We start from the raw sequence: 17810 nt of genomic DNA on the forward strand, positions 1-17810 counted from the left end.
ATCTTCCTGTTAAATTGCTATCGGTTGTTTGCCGTCCAGATGATGGGTGCAACCCAAAGTCGCTGCGTCATCGCTGTCCGAAAGCGCCGCAACCGTGCGCCATCCCTCTGCCCGCAAAGATGCGGCGATTTTACTGTCATGCCCCAATGGCAGAAACAAGATATCCTTGGCTTTGGCGCTGAAACCAGCGTCTACAAGCGGGCTTGGGTAGAGCGAGAAGCCCACTGCATTTTCGGTCTCGCCATCAGCTGTCGGAATTTCATAACTGCCGCCGCGTCCCATTGCGCCGACGAAACCTTCGGCAAATAGAGTGAAGCCGAACCAGTTTTGATATTCAAAGCCATGGCGTTCGGTCGGGTCGAGGGTTAGTTCTGCTTTGTCTTTTATGTTCGCAGCAATGGCGGCTATTCCATCCAGCCGCGATGTCAGCAGACCATCGCAATCAAAGGCCCGCATTTTTGCCATCGCATCATCAAATGGTCCGGTGGCCTCAATCAGCGGCAGATAACCGGTGGCACCCAGTTCGGTAAGGCCGCCCGCATCTTTCATATCCAGCTCGCTACGTACTTCAGCCGCTTGCGCCTCGCTAAGTGGTAACGGCCCGGCCGACAGGACATCGACCAAATCGGGCATCGTGAAATCCACCGTGATCCCGATCAGACCAGCCCGTCCAAGAGCCTCGATAGCCACAGCCACTATCTCGCTCGCCGCTGCGACGCTATCGGTTCCGATCAGCTCAGCGCCAATTTGCATGCGGCTGCGTTCAGGGTGCAGCTGCCCAGAGCGCAATTTCAACACTTGCCCAGAATAGCTGAGACGCAATGGCCGAGCTGCACTCGAAAGGCTGGTCGCTGCGATCCGGCCAATTTGCATAGTTACATCGGGGCGCAGCGCCAATGTCCGCTGCGAGATAGGATCAACGAAGCGCATAAGATCGCTCTTCGCCGAACCAGTCATCCGGCCGGTTAGCACATCTTCATATTCCACCAGCGGAGCAGACACGCGCGCATAACCATGGCTGGCCAGCGTATCGAGGACATCACGTTCGAGTCGAGACCCTGCTTCCGCATGGGGAGGCAGGGAATCGTGAAAGCCTTCGGGCAGCAGGTTAGACAGCTTTTGCATAGACTTTCGTCTCCATAGCCTAAGCGCGCGCTCAGGCCACCGGTTTTTTGGCCTATTTTTTAGAAGCGCAGCGCTTTGACTGTTTTGACCCCTTCGAGTTTACAAACGGCCCACAGGACAGGCTCTTCTACCGGCGAATCGATGGAGAGCAGTAGCACCGCTTCTCCACCCGGCGCGTCAGACCGGCGCCCCAAATGGAACGTCCCGATATTCACACCGGCTTCGCCCAGGGTTGAACCGACACTACCAATAAAGCCGGGTTGATCCTGGTTGACGATATAAAGCATGTCGCCTTCCAGATCAGCCTCAACCTTGATGCCGAACATCTCGACCAGACGCGGACCAGAAGAACCAAATAATGTACCGGCTACGGATTTCTCGCCTTCATCGGTGGTGACCGACACGCGGACCAATGTATGATAGTCGCCCTCGCGATCATGCCGTACTTCACGGACATCAAGGCCACGTTCTTTCGCCAGATAGGGCGCGTTCACCATATTCACAGAGTCGCTATAAGCAGCCATCAATCCTGCGAGAACAGCAGCGGTTATCGGTTTGGGATCAAGCTCGGCTGCCGCGCCTTCGACTTCTACCGAAATGCCTTTAAGCGAACTGCTGGACAGCTGGCCAATTAGTGAACCCAACTGGTTTGCAAGCACCATATAGGGCTTCAGCTTCGGCGCCTGCTCCGCCGACAGGCTGGGCATGTTAAGCGCATTTTCTACACCGCCGTTGACCAAATAGTCCGCCATCTGTTCTGCAACCTGAATAGCGACGTTGACCTGCGCCTCACTCGTCGAGGCGCCCAAATGCGGGGTACAAATCAGGTTTGGCGTACCAAAAAGATCGTTTTCCTTGGCCGGCTCCTGCGCATAGACGTCAAGCGCCGCGCCAGCGACTTGGCCGGATTCCAACGCTTCTTTCAAAGCCGCTTCATCGATCAGACCGCCGCGGGCACAGTTGATGATCCGTACGCCAGGCTTGGTCTTGGCAAGAGCCTCGGCCGACAGGATGTTACGTGTTTGATCGGTCAGCGGGGTATGCATGGTAATAAAGTCAGCACGGCCGAGCAGCTCGTCCAGCGTCACTTTCTCAATGCCGATTTCAACGGCGCGTTCAGCCGTCAGGAACGGATCATAAGCGACGACCTTCATCCGCAAACCAATGGCACGCTCGGCAACAATCGAACCAATGTTACCGGCACCGATTAAGCCAAGCGTCTTATTGGTCAACTCGACGCCCATAAATTTGGATTTTTCCCACTTACCGGCCTGGGTTGAGGCATCTGCAGAAGGAAGCTGACGGGCCAGCGCGAACATCATGGCGATGGCATGTTCCGCCGTCGTGATGCTGTTACCAAAGGGCGTGTTCATGACCACCACGCCTTTGGCAGAAGCGGCTGGAATATCAACGTTATCGACACCAATACCGGCCCGGCCAACGACTTTCAGGTTTGTGGCTGCTTCCAATATTTCAGGCGTTACCTTGGTCGAAGACCGGATGGCAAGACCGTCATAGTCACCGATAATCTGCATCAATTCTTCCGGCGTTTGGCCGGTAATCTCATCGACCTCAACGCCGCGCTCACGGAAAATTTCGGCGGCTTTTGGGTCCATTTTGTCGGAAATAAGTACTTTAGGCATCTCTTTGGAATCCTTGTAATTTCGGGTGTCCTCGCGAAGGCGGGGATCCATCTCCGGACATCTCGGTTAGCAAAACCGGGGGAGATGGGCCCCTGCCTTCGCAGGGGCACAAAGAAAATTAAATCTCGGCTTTGACCTGTGCGTAAGCCCATTCAATCCAGGGCAGCAGGCGGCGGATATCTTCTTCCTCTACGGTAGAACCGCACCAGATACGCAAAGAAGGCGGCGCATCGCGATAGCCATTGAAATCATAGCCAATATCCATCTTCTCAAGCATGCCAGCGATTTTCTTGGGAACAGCGGCCTTATCATCGTCGTTCAGGCCATCATACCAATCACCCTGGAACATCATGCAGACGCCCGTGTTGGTCCATTTTACCGGATCGCTGACCATGTTGCGGAGCCACGGAGTCGCCTCAATCCAGTCATGGACGATCTTGGCATTGCGGTCTGCCCTCGCGTGCAGCTCTTTCAAGCCGCCAATGGATTTGGCCCATTCCAGAGAGGCAATATAGTCTTCGGTCGCCAACAAAGACGGCGTGTTAATCGTCGCCCCTTCAAAGATGGCGCGGTTGAGCTTGTCGCCCTTCTTCACGCGGAAGATTTTCGGCAACGGCCAATCGGGTGAATAGCTTTCCATCCGTTCAACCGCGCGAGGGCTGAGGATCAGCATCCCGTGACCAGCTTCCGAGCCCATAACTTTCTGCCAGCTATAAGTCGTTGCATCAAGCTTCGCCCAGTCCATTGGCTGTGCAAAAACGGCGCTGGTTGCATCGTTGATGGTCACGCCATCACGATCATCGGCGATCCAGTCGGTATTGGGAATTTTCGCGCCTGATGTCGTGCCGTTCCAGGTAAAGACGATATCGTCGCCTTTGTCGATCCGGGTAAGGTCGGGAATTTCGCCATAATCGGCTTCGAGAACTGTCAGATCAGCAGGCTTGAGCTGTTTCACGGCGTCCTGAATCCAGACATTGCCGAAGCTTTCCCAAGCCGCAACCGTCACGGGACGCGCGCCTAGCATATTCCACATCGCCAGCTCAACCGCGCCCGTATCAGACGCAGGAACAATGCCTATAAGATAGTCGTCGGGAATGCCGAGCAGTTCCCGGCTGAGGTCAATCGCGTATTTCAGCCGCGCCTTGCCGGTAGCAGAGCGATGGGAACGGCCCATAGCCACAGTGTTGATTTTGTCGAGAGACCAGCCAGGAAATTTGGCGGTAGGGCCCGAAGAAAAATTCGGGCAATTTGGACGCAATTCAGGCGTCGCAACGGTAGTATCAGTCATGTACGCTTCTCCTTACAGAGAGCTCGCGCGGCGTTGGGACCGCGTGGCCCGTCGCCGCAATGGTTGTTGCAGCGCAGCAAGTCAAGCAACAAATATCATGGCGTCAGCAAATTGTGCTGAACAGACTATTGCTTGCGGAAGAGCTCTTTGCCCCGCCGCAGGACCAGCAATTTCTCCATTGATACCGGGTGAAAATAGGCTTCAACCCGGTCGCCTTCCGGGGTCGTGCCATAAACTTCATAACAGCCACCATCGACCTTGGACTTTTTGACTTTCCAGCCTTTTTTGACAAGATCGGCTTCCAGATCATCACGGCTAACCCACCCAGATTGTGGTCCGGCTTCGCATTTCATTTTGCCCGTGGCATGTGCTGGGGCCGAGAAACCAAAAGCCATTGTAGCGGCTGCGAGTGTAGCGGTAATTGCGGGGTATTTCATTTTCAAAAAACTCCAACTAAAAATCGGGTTAGGATCGGATTTCAATCATTCGGTTGTCACAGAAGCCGGAGGCGAATCGGCTTTCACGACATTCTTGTTCTTTCTGCCATAGATGATAATCATTCGCAATAACTGTAGCATGAACAGCGGAATAAAATGCACAAGCGCTCCGGTCATGCCATCATGAATTAGCAACCAGTGAGCCAATGTTAGCAGCGCAGCGCCATAGACCAAACGCTGCAACATCTTCCAACGGCGTTTAAGCCAGCGCATGGAAGCATCATTGCTGGTGATAGCGAGTGGTACAAATAACAACATCGCGGCCCAGCCGGTCCAGATACCAGGCGCCCAAAATTCTGCCAATATGGGCTCCAGTTCCTCCATATCGATTATGTAGAAGACCAGATGCAACATGGCATAACCGAAGGCCGCAACACCCAACGACCGTCTCCGCCGGAGCAGCCAACTGGTCCAGCCCCGATTACCAAAAATCGTGATAAGCGGCGATATGATCATTGCGACAATCATGAACCGCGCAGAAAACTCGCCAGTGGGATGCAACATATCCATCGCAATAATATCGCCGACCCAATAGCCGCGCATGAGCGCCACGGCTGGCAGGCTGAGTAATAGCCAAAAAATGGGCAAACTGTTCAATATTCGCAAAAGCGCTGTCATCGCTTCCATTTGAATAGTCCGACTCGATAGGTCCAGAATTTATTTGTAACAGCCTGTCGCAAAATCTGTCCCATCGGGCGTAAAAGCGGTTATAAGCATCAATCTTCAGCCGAGATTTAGGAACGCTTAGTCAAGCGGTTTGTATGAAAATATCATTTGAAAAAGCGATAATTATACGTAATTTTTTGGCCCTGGGGTTTTTGTCGCTGGCACTTGGCGCTTGCGGGATACCCGATAATAAGCGCCCCTCTAGTGGCGCTGGAAAAATCGATCCCAGTCCCAGCGCCAGGCAGTGTTTCGGCGAATTGCGTAACGCTGGTGTCAGCTTCTCTCCACTGCCCAATCAGAATTTCAGCGGTGGATGCAGTCAGATAGACACGATCAAAATGCTGGACGTCGGCCGCCGCACGGAAGTCACCAATCTCGGCCCGGTGAAATGTCAGTTGGCCAGTAAATTTGCTGCCTGGACGGAATATGCGGTGAAACGCGCAGCTCGCCAATATTTGGGAAGCGAATTGGTCCGGATAGAGACTATGGGAAGCTATAGCTGCCGCCGGATCGCAGGATCCGGCCGTTTGTCAGAACATGGCCGCGCCAATGCCATTGATGTATCCGGTTTTGTGCTCGCTGATGGTAGGCGGATCACGCTGACTAAAAACTGGCGCAATGGCCGTAAGGAAAAACAGTTTCTAAGAGCGATCCACAAAAGCGCTTGTCGGCGCTTTGGCACGGTGCTCAGCCCAGACTTTAACGCCGATCACCACGATCATTTTCATTTTGACATGGGCGGCAGCGGTTATTGTCGCTGAACGATATATTGCACTTAAACCGTTAACTTCATTGGCAAGTCACATAGCTATGCTCTAGGGCAAAGCTATGACAAATAAAGATCTACACGACCGCCGCTTCTATCGTGCAAAACAAGAAGCAGATTTCGCAAAAAAGCAAGCGCTCAGCACCCCTCAAACCGAAGACCCCGCTTACACTCTCGCCTTTCAGGATAATGATTTCCTGCTCCGCGAAGAATTACGCCCGGTCCGGTTCCAACTGGAGCTGCTGAAGCCCGAGATGCTACTGGATGAGGCGGGCATTGGCTCCACTCTGGTGATGTATGGTTCGGCGCGTATCCCCGAACCCAGCAAGGCCGATGCACTTATTGAAGCAGCAACTGACGAAGCATCTTTGAAAACAGCGCGGCGACTAAAAGAAAAGTCCAAATATTATGATGAAGCCCGTAAATTGGGCCAACTTGCCAGTAATTGTGGCATTGAAGAAAACGGCAAGCGGGACTTTGTTGTCTGCTCAGGCGGCGGACCTTCAATAATGGAGGCTGCCAATCGCGGAGCGACTGATGTTGGCAAAGATTCCATCGGCCTGAACATTGTCTTGCCCCATGAACAGGCACCCAATGAATATGTGACGCCATCTTTGAGTTTTCAGTTCCATTATTTTGCTTTGCGCAAAATGCACTTTTTGCTGCGGGCCCGCGCGGTTGCTGTGTTCCCCGGTGGTTTCGGAACCTTTGACGAATTTTTTGAGCTGCTGACGCTGGTTCAGACCGGCAAAATGGAGGAGCTACCGATCATCTTGTTCGGCAAGGACTTCTGGCATCGGGTCATTAATTTTGATGCGTTGGCCGAGGAAGGCACGATCAGCGCCAAAGATCTCGACCTGTTCCAATTTGTCGAAACCGCTGATGAAGCCTGGAACATCATCCAGGATTTCTACGGTCTCGATTGCAGCTAATCGCTAGCCGCTAAACTATTCTTCAGCAGCCGCTTCGCTCGCCTCTGCGGTTTCCTCCGCAACTTGCTCGGCTGCGGCAGCGGCTTCTGCTTCGGCCGGGGCGCCAGCATCAACCACTTCTTCGCCTTCAGCCGGTGCTTCTTCTGTTGGTGGTTCAGGATAAGGCAGGTTTGATCCCTGCGCATTCATGTAGGCGATGACATTCGCGCGGTCCTCAGGCTTGCCAAGACCCGCAAAGGTCATCTTCGTACCCGGCGCATATTTACGCGGAGATATCAACCACGCGTTCATATTGTCGAAATTCCAGTCGCCTTCGATGGACTTTAAGGCATCGCTATAAGCAAAGCCGGCAACATGACCATGAGGTTTGCCCAGCGAATCATAAAGATTAGGTCCGATACCGTTTGCACCGCCCTGATTGATTGTGTGACAGGCAATGCATTTTTTGAACACCGCTTCGCCAGCCGCAATATCGGCCTTGGCGAGCATCATGCTCATTGGTACTTCGTCCGTACCGCTGTCTGCTGTTTCAACACCTTCAATAATATAGCCCATTGTTTCAGGCCGTTCATTCCCATCAGCGTGGAAATATTTCCCGCTGAGAATCGAAAAGCCTAGCGCCGCGATTCCGCCTGCCAATACCCAGCCAGCAATGGTGTTGTTATTGTCCATCTCGTCTCAAATCCCTGCATTACGGACAGGAGCTGCCTGCCAAAACTTAGGGCTTTCTCTAATAAGGGCGCTGATTCAAAGCAAGACCTCAATTGCGCCTGCAGTTGCTAATATTGTTGCGCCAGTTTCGCGATATGCGATCAGGTCTTGCGTAGACCCGATTTGTGCGGCAATCGCGGCCATGAATGAACGGGCGCATAGAACAGGAACCGACGATATCATGAATAGCTTCCCGCAAAACGCCCTCGGCATGGTCCGGAAAATGGCCGAGACTGCAGCGGAATCACCTGCTCAGGCCATAGCCTTTCAAGGCGCACCGGGCGCGAATTCCCATCTCGCAGCATTGGAATATGCGCCGGACTGCCTGACTTTACCCTGTTTTTCGTTCGAAGACGCGCTTGATGCTGTTAAACATGGCACTGCAGGGTCCGCCATAATTCCGATTGAGAATAGTCTTCATGGGCGGGTTGCCGATATCCATTTTCTGTTACCCGAATCGGGTCTCCATATTGTTGCCGAACATTTCATGCCAATCCGCCACTGTCTGATGGCCAAAACAGCGGATGCACAGATCAAAACAGCGATGAGCCATCCGCAAGCGCTGGGCCAGTGCCGCCATTATTTGCGCACCCACGATATTATTCCGGTCGCTTATGCCGACACAGCGGCAGCCGCAGCCTATGTTGCGCAACATGACGACCCCAATGCAGCGGCAATAGCACCGCCGCTCGCCGCTCAAATATATGGCTTGCAACCCATCGCCAATGCGATCGAGGATGAAGATCATAATATGACGCGTTTCGTGTTGCTGGCCCCCAAAGCGACGGTGCCGGAAGCCAATGGTCCCAACATGACCACCTTCATCTTCGAAGTAAAAAATATTCCCGCTGCGCTCTACAAGGCGATGGGCGGCTTTGCGACCAATGGCGTCAACATGACCAAATTGGAAAGCTACCAGGAAGGCAGCAGCTTTTCGGCCTCAAAATTCTATGCCGATATTGAAGGCGCTCCCGGCGACCCGGCGGTTGACCGTGCGCTGGAAGAATTGCGCTTTCATTGCAACAGTGTCCGCTTGCTAGGCACCTATCACCAAGCCCGGCCGCGAACAGCAATGCCGCAATAAAAGGCTAAAAGTTGCCCGATGAAACGGGCGTGGCATCCAATCGAAACTAGTCCGTTTCATAGATCGGATCATCAGGATAGCGCTTGGCCCTGCGCAAGGCCGACAAAGCGGGATGGTCGGCGTCATGCGTGGCAGAACCATTCTGGCTCCAGCTCATGATCGGTTCGCGATGTTTGATTTTCCAGACATGGTCGCGCTTTTCAAAATCATCGAGATAGCGCCCCAAATAGGTCATCTCATTATCATCGCCATCATCGTTCACCATATAATGAAAAGCCAGCAATATAGTTTCGACTTTTGCCCGGTCACCATCAAAAACAAACAGGCTGTTGGTCACCATATGATGGGTTTGCCTATAGGCTTTGATCGCGCTGACCAGTTGGCTGCAAAACGGATGCGCCAGTACCGCAGCTTCTCCGTAAGCCGTGGTGGCATCGGGCCAGTAGCAGTGTTTCAACGCCGCTTCATCGGCGCGATCAACGCCGCGGCAATGCAAGGCCAGTATTTCCTCGATAGCCGCGCGATCGGCTAATTCCGAGACATCAGGGACGCGCCCTGCTGCTGTTGTCATGCCATCCTCCCGCTATCGATATGGCCAATTTACCTCAGGGCGCGCTGGTTTACTATAACCCAAAGAGACAGGAGATGCAGGTTGGCACAAGCATATGACATGGCCTTGGCAAAGCTGGCCATCCAAGATCTGGCGGCTCTCTACATGCGCGGCCTCGACCGGCTGGACCGCGACCTGTTCCGTGCCCAATTCTGGGACGACGCTTTTCTTGACTATGGAATTTATGCAGGCGGCGCGGATGGCTTTGCGGATTTTTGCATGGCCGCCTTGGAGGGTCATGACCGTAATCACCATATCATCGGACAACATATTATAGACATTGATGGCGATGAAGGCTTTGGGGAAGTCTATTACCAAGCCTATCACAAGGTCCCTCAAGAATCCGGTGAACCGCATGATGTGTTCGTGAGCGGCCGTTATCTGGACCGTTATGAAAAACGCGGCGACGTCTGGAAATTCGCCTATCGTTCGGAAATTGTCGATTGGGCCAGTGATATGCCCTCCAGTGATCAGTTCCTCGACCCACGGATGATCGTCGGTAAAAGAAAGCCGGACGACTCGCTTTACGACCGGCAGGCGATGCGCCGCAAATCGGGAGACAGCGATGGGCTATGATCTGACCAAGCCATCGGATCCCGATCTGGCTCCGGGAGAAGCGCGCTGCCCGGGCCCATCGATGCAGGATATCATGGATGCCGATGGCGATAATCCGCCCGCACCCATGCGGACGGAGCAATATGCGTTTCTCGGCGATAATGATATCGGCTTTGACCGCTATATCAGCGAGGATTTCGCCCGGCGTGAAATCGACCATATGTGGAACCGGACCTGGCAATGGGCCTGCCGGGAGGAACATATACCCGCACCTGGCAATCGGCATGTTTATGACGTCGGCCGCTATTCGATTTTGGTTGTCCGCGGTGATGACCAGAAGATTCGCGCCTTCGTTAACAGCTGCCCCCATCGCGGGATGCAATTTGCAACAGAAGGCAGCAGCAGCGCCAAGCGCCCGCATATTCGCTGTCCGTTTCACGGGATGACATTCCATCTCGATGGATCCCTGAAAGAAATTCCCTGCCGCTGGGACTTCCCGCATCTCAACGAGGATAATTTTGGACTGACCGAGGTGCAGTGCGATACATGGGGCGGGTTTGTCTTCATCAACATGGACGATGATGCGCCGCCGCTGATGGATTATCTTGAAATCATCCCGGAGCATTTCAAGCAATGGCCAATGGATGACCGCTATGTCGCCCTGCACACGCAAAAAGTTCTGCCTGCCAACTGGAAAATGGCGATGGAGGCTTTTTTGGAGGCCTATCACGTCCTCGAAACCCATTCGCAGGCGATCTACAACGCTGCCGACGCCAATGCGCAATATGATATATTTGGCAAAAATGTGAGCCGCTTCATGCATGCGGTCGGGGTGCCAAGCCCGCACCTGAAACAGCCGGTTAGCCAGGCAAAATTGTTCGAAAAGCTCGGCCGTGATCCCGCTGATCTGCCAGAGGGCGCATCCGCCAGAGCGGTACATGCCGAAATGCTGCGCGCGGAATATGGTGAGGCGTTTAATGTCAATCTATCCGATGTTTCGACCAGCGAGATGATGGACAGCATCGAATATTTTCTGTTTCCCAACATGTTCTTCTTTCCCGGCATTAATATCCGTCTGTGTTATCGTTTTCGTCCCATCGATGTTGATACCTGCCTGCATGAAATATTGGTGCTACAACCCCTGCCCGAAAACGGTGAACGCCCTGCCCCCGCCGCACCCATCCGGCTGGAGATTGGGGATAGTTATACAAATGTGCCCGGCTTCGCGCTCGCGGAGATACTGGATCAGGATACAGATAATCTGGCGATGCAAAGAGATGGCGCGAAAGCATCAAAAAAGGGCGCGCAGTCCCTCGGCAACTATCAGGAAGCCCGGATCAGGCAGCTGCAAATGACGCTGGATGAATATTTAACGGCTTAACAGGACGTGCCTGAGAGCGTTGACAAGCTGCTGAAGCCAGGCCCGTAAAATATACAATTTATACGCGTTTTGGGGTTGAAATTCTGTTGAAGCGAGTATTTTCAGCGATGAACGGAGGCGGAATATCTCGGTTGGATGGATGTGCATGGTGCGCACTATAGCAATGGCACTGCATGTAGGAAAGCAGTTGCAGTTGCGGCGGCAGATCAGGGGATCAAGGCAAGATTTTATACACCCCTGACTGCTTTGCTGCGCCATACCCTCGCCTCGCTTGCCATTTCCTCTAATGAAGCCATGGCGCTTACCGGTGCCATCCTTGGCCATGCCAACCCGCGATCAACCGCTATTTATGCGCAAAAGCGGATCTTCCTGATAGGAAATTCTGTACGCTTTTCCTTGTCATAGCTTGTAACAAATAGGTCAGTTCACTGTCATCAAACCATCCCCTGATATCCATATTAATGACGTTCAAGAACGCTAGCATCTCTCTTCTTGAGGGAGCCCAGTGTTATGAGACTATGTGTATTTATTACTTCCAGTTTGTCGGCGTTGGTCATTTCGCAACCAACTTTTGCCCAAAGCAGCGCAGCCAATAATGAAATTGTCGTCACCGGCCAACGCGCGCAGCAAGCCAATGCGATTGCCGAAAAACGAAGCGCGCTTGGCATTATTGACGTCGCGTCCGCGGACGAAATCGGCCAGTTGCCCGATAATAATGTCGCTGAAGTGGTCGAGCGGCTGCCCGGCGTAGGCGTGCAATATGATCAGGGCGAAGGGCGCTTCGTTTCCATCCGGGGCGTACCCGCAGAGCTGAACGGCTATACCGTGAACGGCTTTGAGCTTGGCAATCCCGATGGCGACACCCGCGCCCTGCCGCTGGATGTCATTTCCGGGCAATTGCTCAACCGGATTGAGGTGTCCAAGGTGAAAACATCCGATCTGCTCGGGCAAGGGATTGGCGGCACGATCAATCTCGTCACGCAGACCGCCTTCGATTTCGACCGGCCGTTTATTTTCTCGGCCAATGGCAAGGTCGGCTATCAGGAACTGCGTGAGGGCAGTCAGCCGATTGAAGGGGATGTCACCATTGGCGGCCGCTTTGGCGCAGATGAGGAATTTGGCATATTGCTCGGCGCGAGCTATTCCGACCGCACTTTCACCAGTTTCGGCTTTTTCCCCGATGACTGGTTTGAAGTGCCCGAAGCGGCGCGCGGCGCCCTGCCGAGCAATATCAAATATACCGATTACCGGCTCAACCGCGAACGCATCGGCGCGTCCGGCTCGCTCGACTGGCGCGGCGGAGCAACGGAGCTGTATATTCGCGGCATCTATTCGATCTTCAAGGAAGACGAGTATCGCCAGCGCCTGCGCATCGACTTTGATGACGCTGTGCTGGACCCCGGCGGCGTGACTGGCAGCGCCACCGATACCGAGCAGCGCTCTGACCTGCGTCTCGAACAGAAGGAAAAATCCGTGCTCGCTATCATGGCCGGCGGCAGCAGCGAGATTGGCAGCGACTGGATCATCGATTACGGGGCCGCCTTTGTTCACAATGAAGTGCGAGAGCCGAACCAGAGCTGGCAGTTTCGCGGCAATCCGGGGCCAGTCAGCCTTGATTTTTCCGACCGGCTTTACACTGTGATTCCGGATAATGGCTTTCTGGAGCCATCCGATCTCGGTTTTCGCAGCTTCACCGCGCAGGATGATAGCGGCGATGAGGATATCTGGCAGGGACGGCTGGATTTCACCCGGAACCTGGCGCTGGGCGAGGACAGCTTCCTGAAATTTGGGGCCAATATCCGGCTGACCGACAAGAGCTTTGATGCCGAGACCGCCAATTACGGCCGCGGCGATGCGGATAACCGCTTCACGCTTGACGGCCTGTCTGGCCCGGATGTCACCGTCTTCCCGCGCAGCGGCCGCGGCTACCGGATCACGCCGGTGATTGATGAATTCCTGATTCAGGATTTTACGAATGCCAATCTCAATGGGCCGCTGTTCGTCTTCGACGACGGCGACACGTTGGAAGACGGCACGCTGGATGATTTCAGCCTCGATGAGAATATCTATGCGGGCTATATGATGGCCAATCTCGATTTCGGTGAAATTGCAGTGACCGCTGGCCTGAGGGTGGAACGCACGGAACTGGATATTACCGGCTTCCGGCTGGATGAGGAAACCACCACCGTGCTCCCCGCGACGGAGCGCAAGCGCTATACCGATTTCCTACCGAGCATAGTCGTGCGGATCAGCCCGGCCGATGACGTCATTTTTCGCGCCGCCTATTCGCGCAGCATCGGGCGGCCGCAATATGCCGACTTATCGCCGGGCGGGGCCATTTCATTTGATCTTTCCGACACCGGCATTGTCGAAGGCAGCGCCAGCCTGGGCAATGCTGACCTCGACCCGTTTGTCGCCGATTCCTTCGACATGACGGCCGAATGGTATTTCGCGCCCGGCGGTCTGCTCTCGCTCGGCGCTTTTGCGAAATTTATCGACAATCCGATCTTCACCGAAACGCTCACCCTGTTCGACACCAGCTTTGCCGGGCGGGATTATGATATCCTGCGGTTCAGCCAGCCGCAAAATGCCGAGCAGGGTGATATCATTGGTCTGGAAGCGGCCTATCAGCAGCAGTTCACGATGCTCCCCGGCCTGCTTTCCGGGCTTGGCGTCAATCTCAACGTCACGTTCATCGACTCAAACCTGCGCGTGCCGGACCGGAAAAATGGCGGCTTTCCGGAACAGTCCGACCTGCTGTGGGGCGCGCAGCTTTTCTATCAGAAAGGCCCGGTCGAAGCCTCTGTCGCCTATAATCATACCGGCCGCGCGCCCATCGGGATCAGCGGCGCGCCGGTGACGGACGAATATAATGATGACCTGAGGCGGCTGGATGCAAAAATCGCTTTTGATGTGACCGACAATATCCGCATCTTTGCCGAGGGCAAGAACCTGACTGACGAACCCACCCGGCAATATCAGGGTGAGGATTTTCGTGACCGGGTGATCCAGCAGGAACGCTATGGGCGGACCTATTATGCCGGCGTGTCAGTCCGATGGTAAGACTGTTCAGCCTGTTGGCCGGTCTTTTGGCTGCTCTGTTCGTGATCGGGGCAGCGGAGATCGGGATGGCGCAGGAAGACATACCGATAGCCGCCGATGCCGCCCCGATTGCCCGGCAGATTGACGCAGTGGAGGCGCGGCAGGGCGTTGCCTCTGACGGCACCCATGTCTATGCGCTCGATAACAACCGGATCGGCAAATATCGCATCGACACGGGCGAAAAAGTCGCGAGCTGGGAGGGTGACAAGGCGCTGTTCCCCCATATGAACAGCTGCACGATTGTCGGCAGCGAACTGGCCTGCGCCGCGTCCAACTATCCCGCCGTGCCGCAGACCAGCGCAGTAGAGTTTTTTGACACCGCCACGCTGCGCCATGTCCGCACGGTCAGCCTGGGTCTTGGTCCTGGATCGCTGACCGCGATGGAATATCGGGGCAGCAAATGGTGGGCGGTCTTCGCCAATTATGATGGCAAGGGCGGCGACCCGACCCGCGACCATCGCCACACATTGCTGGTGCAGATGAACGAAAATTTTCAGCAGGAACAGGCGTGGACTTTCCCACCGGACGTGCTGGCGAAATTCGCGCCGAAAAGCTGTTCGGGCGCGAGTTGGGGCATGAACGGCGTGCTCTACGTATCCGGCCATGACCGGCCAGAGCTTTATGCGCTGAAATTGCCGCAAGCCGGATCGGTGCTGGAGCTCGTCAAAACCATACCCATCCGCACCCGCGGTCAGGCGATAGACTGGGACCCTGTGGTGCCCAATCGCTTGTGGTCGATTAGCAGAATGAATGAGAAACTGGTCGCCAGCATCGTACAGTGATATTTATGCGCGATTGGGGTAAAAAATTGAGAAAGCAGTATTCTTGTAATCTCCGCTTTCGGCGCAAAAACCAACCTTAGTCCATCGCAGGGTCTTTTTCTTAGGTTGGCCGGGATATAAAAACGCAATCTCAGCTTCCGCTTTCGCGATGCTACAGACAAAGGATCGGTGATATTTGGCTTGCGAGCGAAATTGCTAGTTCCCACCTGTCGACTAAGCCAGTATCTTGTTTTGTGTTAATCGTCTTGCGCAACTAAGCCTCTATCAGTTGGCGACAAATATACGGACGAAAACAAATGGACAGAAGAACCTTCATGGCAGCGAGCGCTCTTTCCGCCACGCTAGGGTCGACTGCGACCCATGCATATAAAAAGCCAATTGAACCCATCAATGCAGATGTGACGGGAATCGATCGTGCTCGCGCTAGCTTCCTTATGAAAAAAGCTTGCTTTGATGCGCCCGTATTGCGCTATGGTCATGCCAGAGCCAAAGCGCTGGGTGCTGATAATATCACTTTCATTCAGCATAATGCCGAAGATTTATCCCGCTGGCCGGACGAATATTTTGACTGGGTTCAAACAACCATCTTCCTGCACGAGACCAGTGGTACCGCACTCCCTAAGATAATCAACGAAGGTTATCGGACGCTGGCCAAAGGCGGATTGATGTTCCATCTTGAGCAGCCAGCCTATACCGATGCGATGCCGCTCTATGAGCAATTTATTCGAGACTGGGATGCGTTCAACAACAATGAGCCATTCTGGTCCTCCATGCACGCGATTGATCTCAACGCTGCCATGACTGACGCTGGATTTGATGCTGACTCGCTGTTTGAAGCGCACGTTAAAGCCGTGGTTGATCGAGAGGTGTTCCCTGCAACGGCAGATAGCGGTGAAACCGAAGATCATGGCCGCGCCGCGGCATGGCATGCATTTGGCGCATGGAAATAGGCTTGCGGATGAACCAAAAAACCAGCCAGCCGATATCTTTGCAATATGCCAAGGCGAGCTTTTAATGCCAGAAGATCTGGCGTGACAGAGTGTGATTTCATTATCGTCGGTGCTGGCTCAGCCGGAGCGGTGCTTGCGAACCGACTGTCGAGCAACGGCAAGTTCAAGGTTCTGCTGATTGAAGCTGGCGGGCGGAACAAATCACCCGTCTTATCAATACCAGCCGCCATGGCGACTGCAATCGCAATGCCAAAATATAGCTGGGGCTATCCGGTCGAACCGGACCAAAGCCGGCAGGGCCGTCCCGACAGCTGGCCCAGCGGGCGAGGACTTGGCGGAAGCAGCGCCATTAACGGCCTGTTCTACACCCGCGGCCAGCCGCAAGACTATGATGGTTGGGCAGCATTGGGCAACGAAGGCTGGGGCTATGCCGATGTCGAACCCTATTTTCGAGCGATTGAGAACTCCGAAATCGGGTCTGCCACGACGCGCGGCAAAAACGGCCCTCTGACCATTTCCAGGCTTCGGGAGGTCCACCCGCTTGCTCAAAGCTTTGTGGATGCGGTCGAGGAATGCGGCATCGAGAGGGTAGAGGATTATAACGGGATTCACGGATCGGGCGTTTCACTTGTTCAGGTGACGCAACGCAATGGCCGGAGACAAAGCGCCGCCGATGCGTATCTCTCCCCTGTGCGGAATAGAAGCAACCTCACGATCCTTACCGACGCGCAATGCACACAGATGATTATCGATGAGGGGGTCTGCAAGGGCGTGCGCTATATTCGCGAAGGGCGCAGCGTTACGGCCTATGCCCGGCGCGAAGTGATCCTGAGCGCCGGTGCGATTGGCTCACCCAAACTCCTCATGGTATCAGGCATTGGCCCGGCAAAAGCGCTGAAGGACGTCGGTATTCATGTGATCCACGACCTCGGCGGGGTTGGTCAAAACCTGCAGGAACACCCCAATGTCGGGATCAGCGCCGAAGTGAACGTGCCGACATATAATATCGATGCTCGTAACCCTCTCAAAATGGCAGCGCATCTTGCACGGTGGTTCGTTTTCGGGACTGGTCCGGCAACAAGTCCCTATTCTCAAGCAGCGGCATTTTATAATTCACGCGACCTGAAGGGACGTCCCGATCTCGAAATTCTGTTTGCCCCACATGATTTCAAATGGACCGAAAAAGGCCCGAAACCTGCAGCATTGCCGGGCGTAAACCTGATTGTGAGCCTTTGCCGCCCGGAAAGCAAGGGTGAAGTTCTCCTGCGTTCCAACGACCCGGCCATGCCTCCGATCATCCGGCACGACATGCTCGAAAGTGCAGAAGATATGCGGCTGATTCTGGAATGCTGCCGGATGGTGAGGAAAGTCTATTCTACCTCGCAATTCGGCCAGTATGTGGTGCGGGAAAACTTGCCGGGTGAAGCAGTCAAGTCGGACGCCGAAATGGAAGATTACATTCGCGGTGCTGTCTTTGGCGGAAACCATCTGGTCGGAACTTGTAAAATGGGTCAGGGTTCGATGGCAGTGGTGAACGAGAAACTCAAAGTGAGGGGCATCGAGAAGCTGCGGGTGATCGACGCATCGATCATGCCTCAACTGATCAGCGCCCATACCAACGCCGCCACAATGATGATCGCCGAGAAAGGCGCGGAGATGATATTGCAAGAACACCGACCGGTATGAAACGCACAAAACCACGCCACAAAATGGGTTGC

Annotated in this window: 17 protein-coding genes; 10 read left to right on the forward strand and 7 right to left on the reverse strand. The window is 54.3% G+C overall.

Translation table 11 applies throughout. The features are described from left to right. Nucleotides 1–9: 9 nt before the first annotated feature. The 5 genes from J4G78_RS07730 to J4G78_RS07750 form a co-directional block, all read right to left on the reverse strand. Nucleotides 10–1125: an ATP phosphoribosyltransferase regulatory subunit gene (locus J4G78_RS07730; RefSeq protein ID WP_207989837.1), complete on the reverse strand. Its 1116-nt coding sequence runs from the start codon at nt 1123–1125 to the stop codon at nt 10–12. Between the two features lie 59 nt (nt 1126–1184). Then, complete coding sequence (serA, locus tag J4G78_RS07735; RefSeq protein WP_207989838.1) at nt 1185–2768, reverse strand: phosphoglycerate dehydrogenase; 1584 nt, start codon at nt 2766–2768, stop codon at nt 1185–1187. A 118-nt stretch (nt 2769–2886) separates the two neighbouring features. Further along, nucleotides 2887–4056, reverse strand: a complete 1170-nt coding sequence (locus tag J4G78_RS07740; RefSeq protein ID WP_207989840.1) for a phosphoserine transaminase — start codon at nt 4054–4056, stop codon at nt 2887–2889. Between the two features lie 125 nt (nt 4057–4181). Further along, a complete protein-coding gene (locus J4G78_RS07745; protein ID WP_207989842.1) occupies nt 4182–4493 on the reverse strand; it encodes a PepSY domain-containing protein in 312 nt (103 codons plus the stop codon). A 45-nt stretch (nt 4494–4538) separates the two neighbouring features. Further along, a complete protein-coding gene (locus tag J4G78_RS07750) occupies nt 4539–5180 on the reverse strand; it encodes a protein-methionine-sulfoxide reductase heme-binding subunit MsrQ (protein WP_207989844.1) in 642 nt (213 codons plus the stop codon). Nucleotides 5181–5314: 134 nt separating this feature from the next. Here J4G78_RS07750 and J4G78_RS07755 point away from each other — a divergent pair, with 134 nt between their 5' ends. Further along, a complete protein-coding gene (locus tag J4G78_RS07755; protein WP_207989846.1) occupies nt 5315–5980 on the forward strand; it encodes an extensin-like domain-containing protein in 666 nt (221 codons plus the stop codon). Nucleotides 5981–6047: 67 nt separating this feature from the next. Next, nucleotides 6048–6917 carry an LOG family protein gene (locus tag J4G78_RS07760; protein ID WP_207989847.1) on the forward strand — a complete coding sequence of 290 codons (870 nt, stop codon included), beginning with the start codon at nt 6048–6050 and terminating at the stop codon, nt 6915–6917. Between the two features lie 15 nt (nt 6918–6932). On the opposite strand, the gene J4G78_RS07765 is transcribed toward J4G78_RS07760, so the two are convergent. Then, nucleotides 6933–7589 carry a c-type cytochrome gene (locus tag J4G78_RS07765; RefSeq protein WP_207989849.1) on the reverse strand — a complete coding sequence of 219 codons (657 nt, stop codon included), beginning with the start codon at nt 7587–7589 and terminating at the stop codon, nt 6933–6935. A 220-nt stretch (nt 7590–7809) separates the two neighbouring features. Between J4G78_RS07765 and J4G78_RS07770 the strand changes: the two genes are divergently transcribed. Continuing rightward, nucleotides 7810–8712 carry a prephenate dehydratase gene (locus J4G78_RS07770; protein WP_207990538.1) on the forward strand — a complete coding sequence of 301 codons (903 nt, stop codon included), beginning with the start codon at nt 7810–7812 and terminating at the stop codon, nt 8710–8712. Nucleotides 8713–8758: 46 nt separating this feature from the next. Here J4G78_RS07770 and J4G78_RS07775 read toward each other — a convergent pair whose 3' ends face one another. Beyond that, the gene (locus tag J4G78_RS07775; RefSeq protein ID WP_207989850.1) at nt 8759–9283 is read right to left on the reverse strand and encodes a nuclear transport factor 2 family protein; all 525 of its coding nucleotides are present in this window, start codon (nt 9281–9283) and stop codon (nt 8759–8761) included. Nucleotides 9284–9364: 81 nt separating this feature from the next. Here J4G78_RS07775 and J4G78_RS07780 point away from each other — a divergent pair, with 81 nt between their 5' ends. The 7 genes from J4G78_RS07780 (at nt 9365) to J4G78_RS07810 (ending at nt 17778) form a co-directional block, all read left to right on the forward strand. Beyond that, nucleotides 9365–9898 (forward strand): nuclear transport factor 2 family protein, encoded by a 534-nt coding sequence (locus J4G78_RS07780; RefSeq protein WP_207989852.1) that lies wholly within the window; start codon nt 9365–9367, stop codon nt 9896–9898. Then, complete coding sequence (locus J4G78_RS07785) at nt 9888–11258, forward strand: aromatic ring-hydroxylating dioxygenase subunit alpha (protein ID WP_207989854.1); 1371 nt, start codon at nt 9888–9890, stop codon at nt 11256–11258. Before J4G78_RS07780 ends, J4G78_RS07785 begins: the two co-directional genes overlap by 11 nt. A gap of 135 nt (nt 11259–11393) precedes the next feature. Continuing rightward, complete coding sequence (locus J4G78_RS07790; RefSeq protein ID WP_207989856.1) at nt 11394–11663, forward strand: site-specific integrase; 270 nt, start codon at nt 11394–11396, stop codon at nt 11661–11663. Between the two features lie 105 nt (nt 11664–11768). Further along, nucleotides 11769–14321, forward strand: coding sequence for a TonB-dependent receptor (locus tag J4G78_RS07795; protein ID WP_207989858.1), 2553 nt, complete (start codon nt 11769–11771; stop codon nt 14319–14321). Then, nucleotides 14315–15142 (forward strand): YncE family protein, encoded by an 828-nt coding sequence (locus J4G78_RS07800; protein WP_207989860.1) that lies wholly within the window; start codon nt 14315–14317, stop codon nt 15140–15142. The genes J4G78_RS07795 and J4G78_RS07800 overlap by 7 nt, the downstream gene beginning before the upstream one ends. A 296-nt stretch (nt 15143–15438) precedes the next feature. Then, nucleotides 15439–16092, forward strand: coding sequence for a class I SAM-dependent methyltransferase (locus tag J4G78_RS07805; RefSeq protein ID WP_207989862.1), 654 nt, complete (start codon nt 15439–15441; stop codon nt 16090–16092). A gap of 81 nt (nt 16093–16173) precedes the next feature. Beyond that, on the forward strand, nt 16174–17778 hold the full coding sequence (locus J4G78_RS07810) for a GMC family oxidoreductase (protein ID WP_207989864.1): 1605 nt from the start codon (nt 16174–16176) through the stop codon (nt 17776–17778). The last annotated feature ends 32 nt before the right edge of the window (nt 17779–17810 follow it).

The organism is Parasphingorhabdus cellanae, assembly GCF_017498565.1.
Classification (GTDB): Bacteria; Pseudomonadota; Alphaproteobacteria; order Sphingomonadales; family Sphingomonadaceae; genus Parasphingorhabdus; species Parasphingorhabdus cellanae.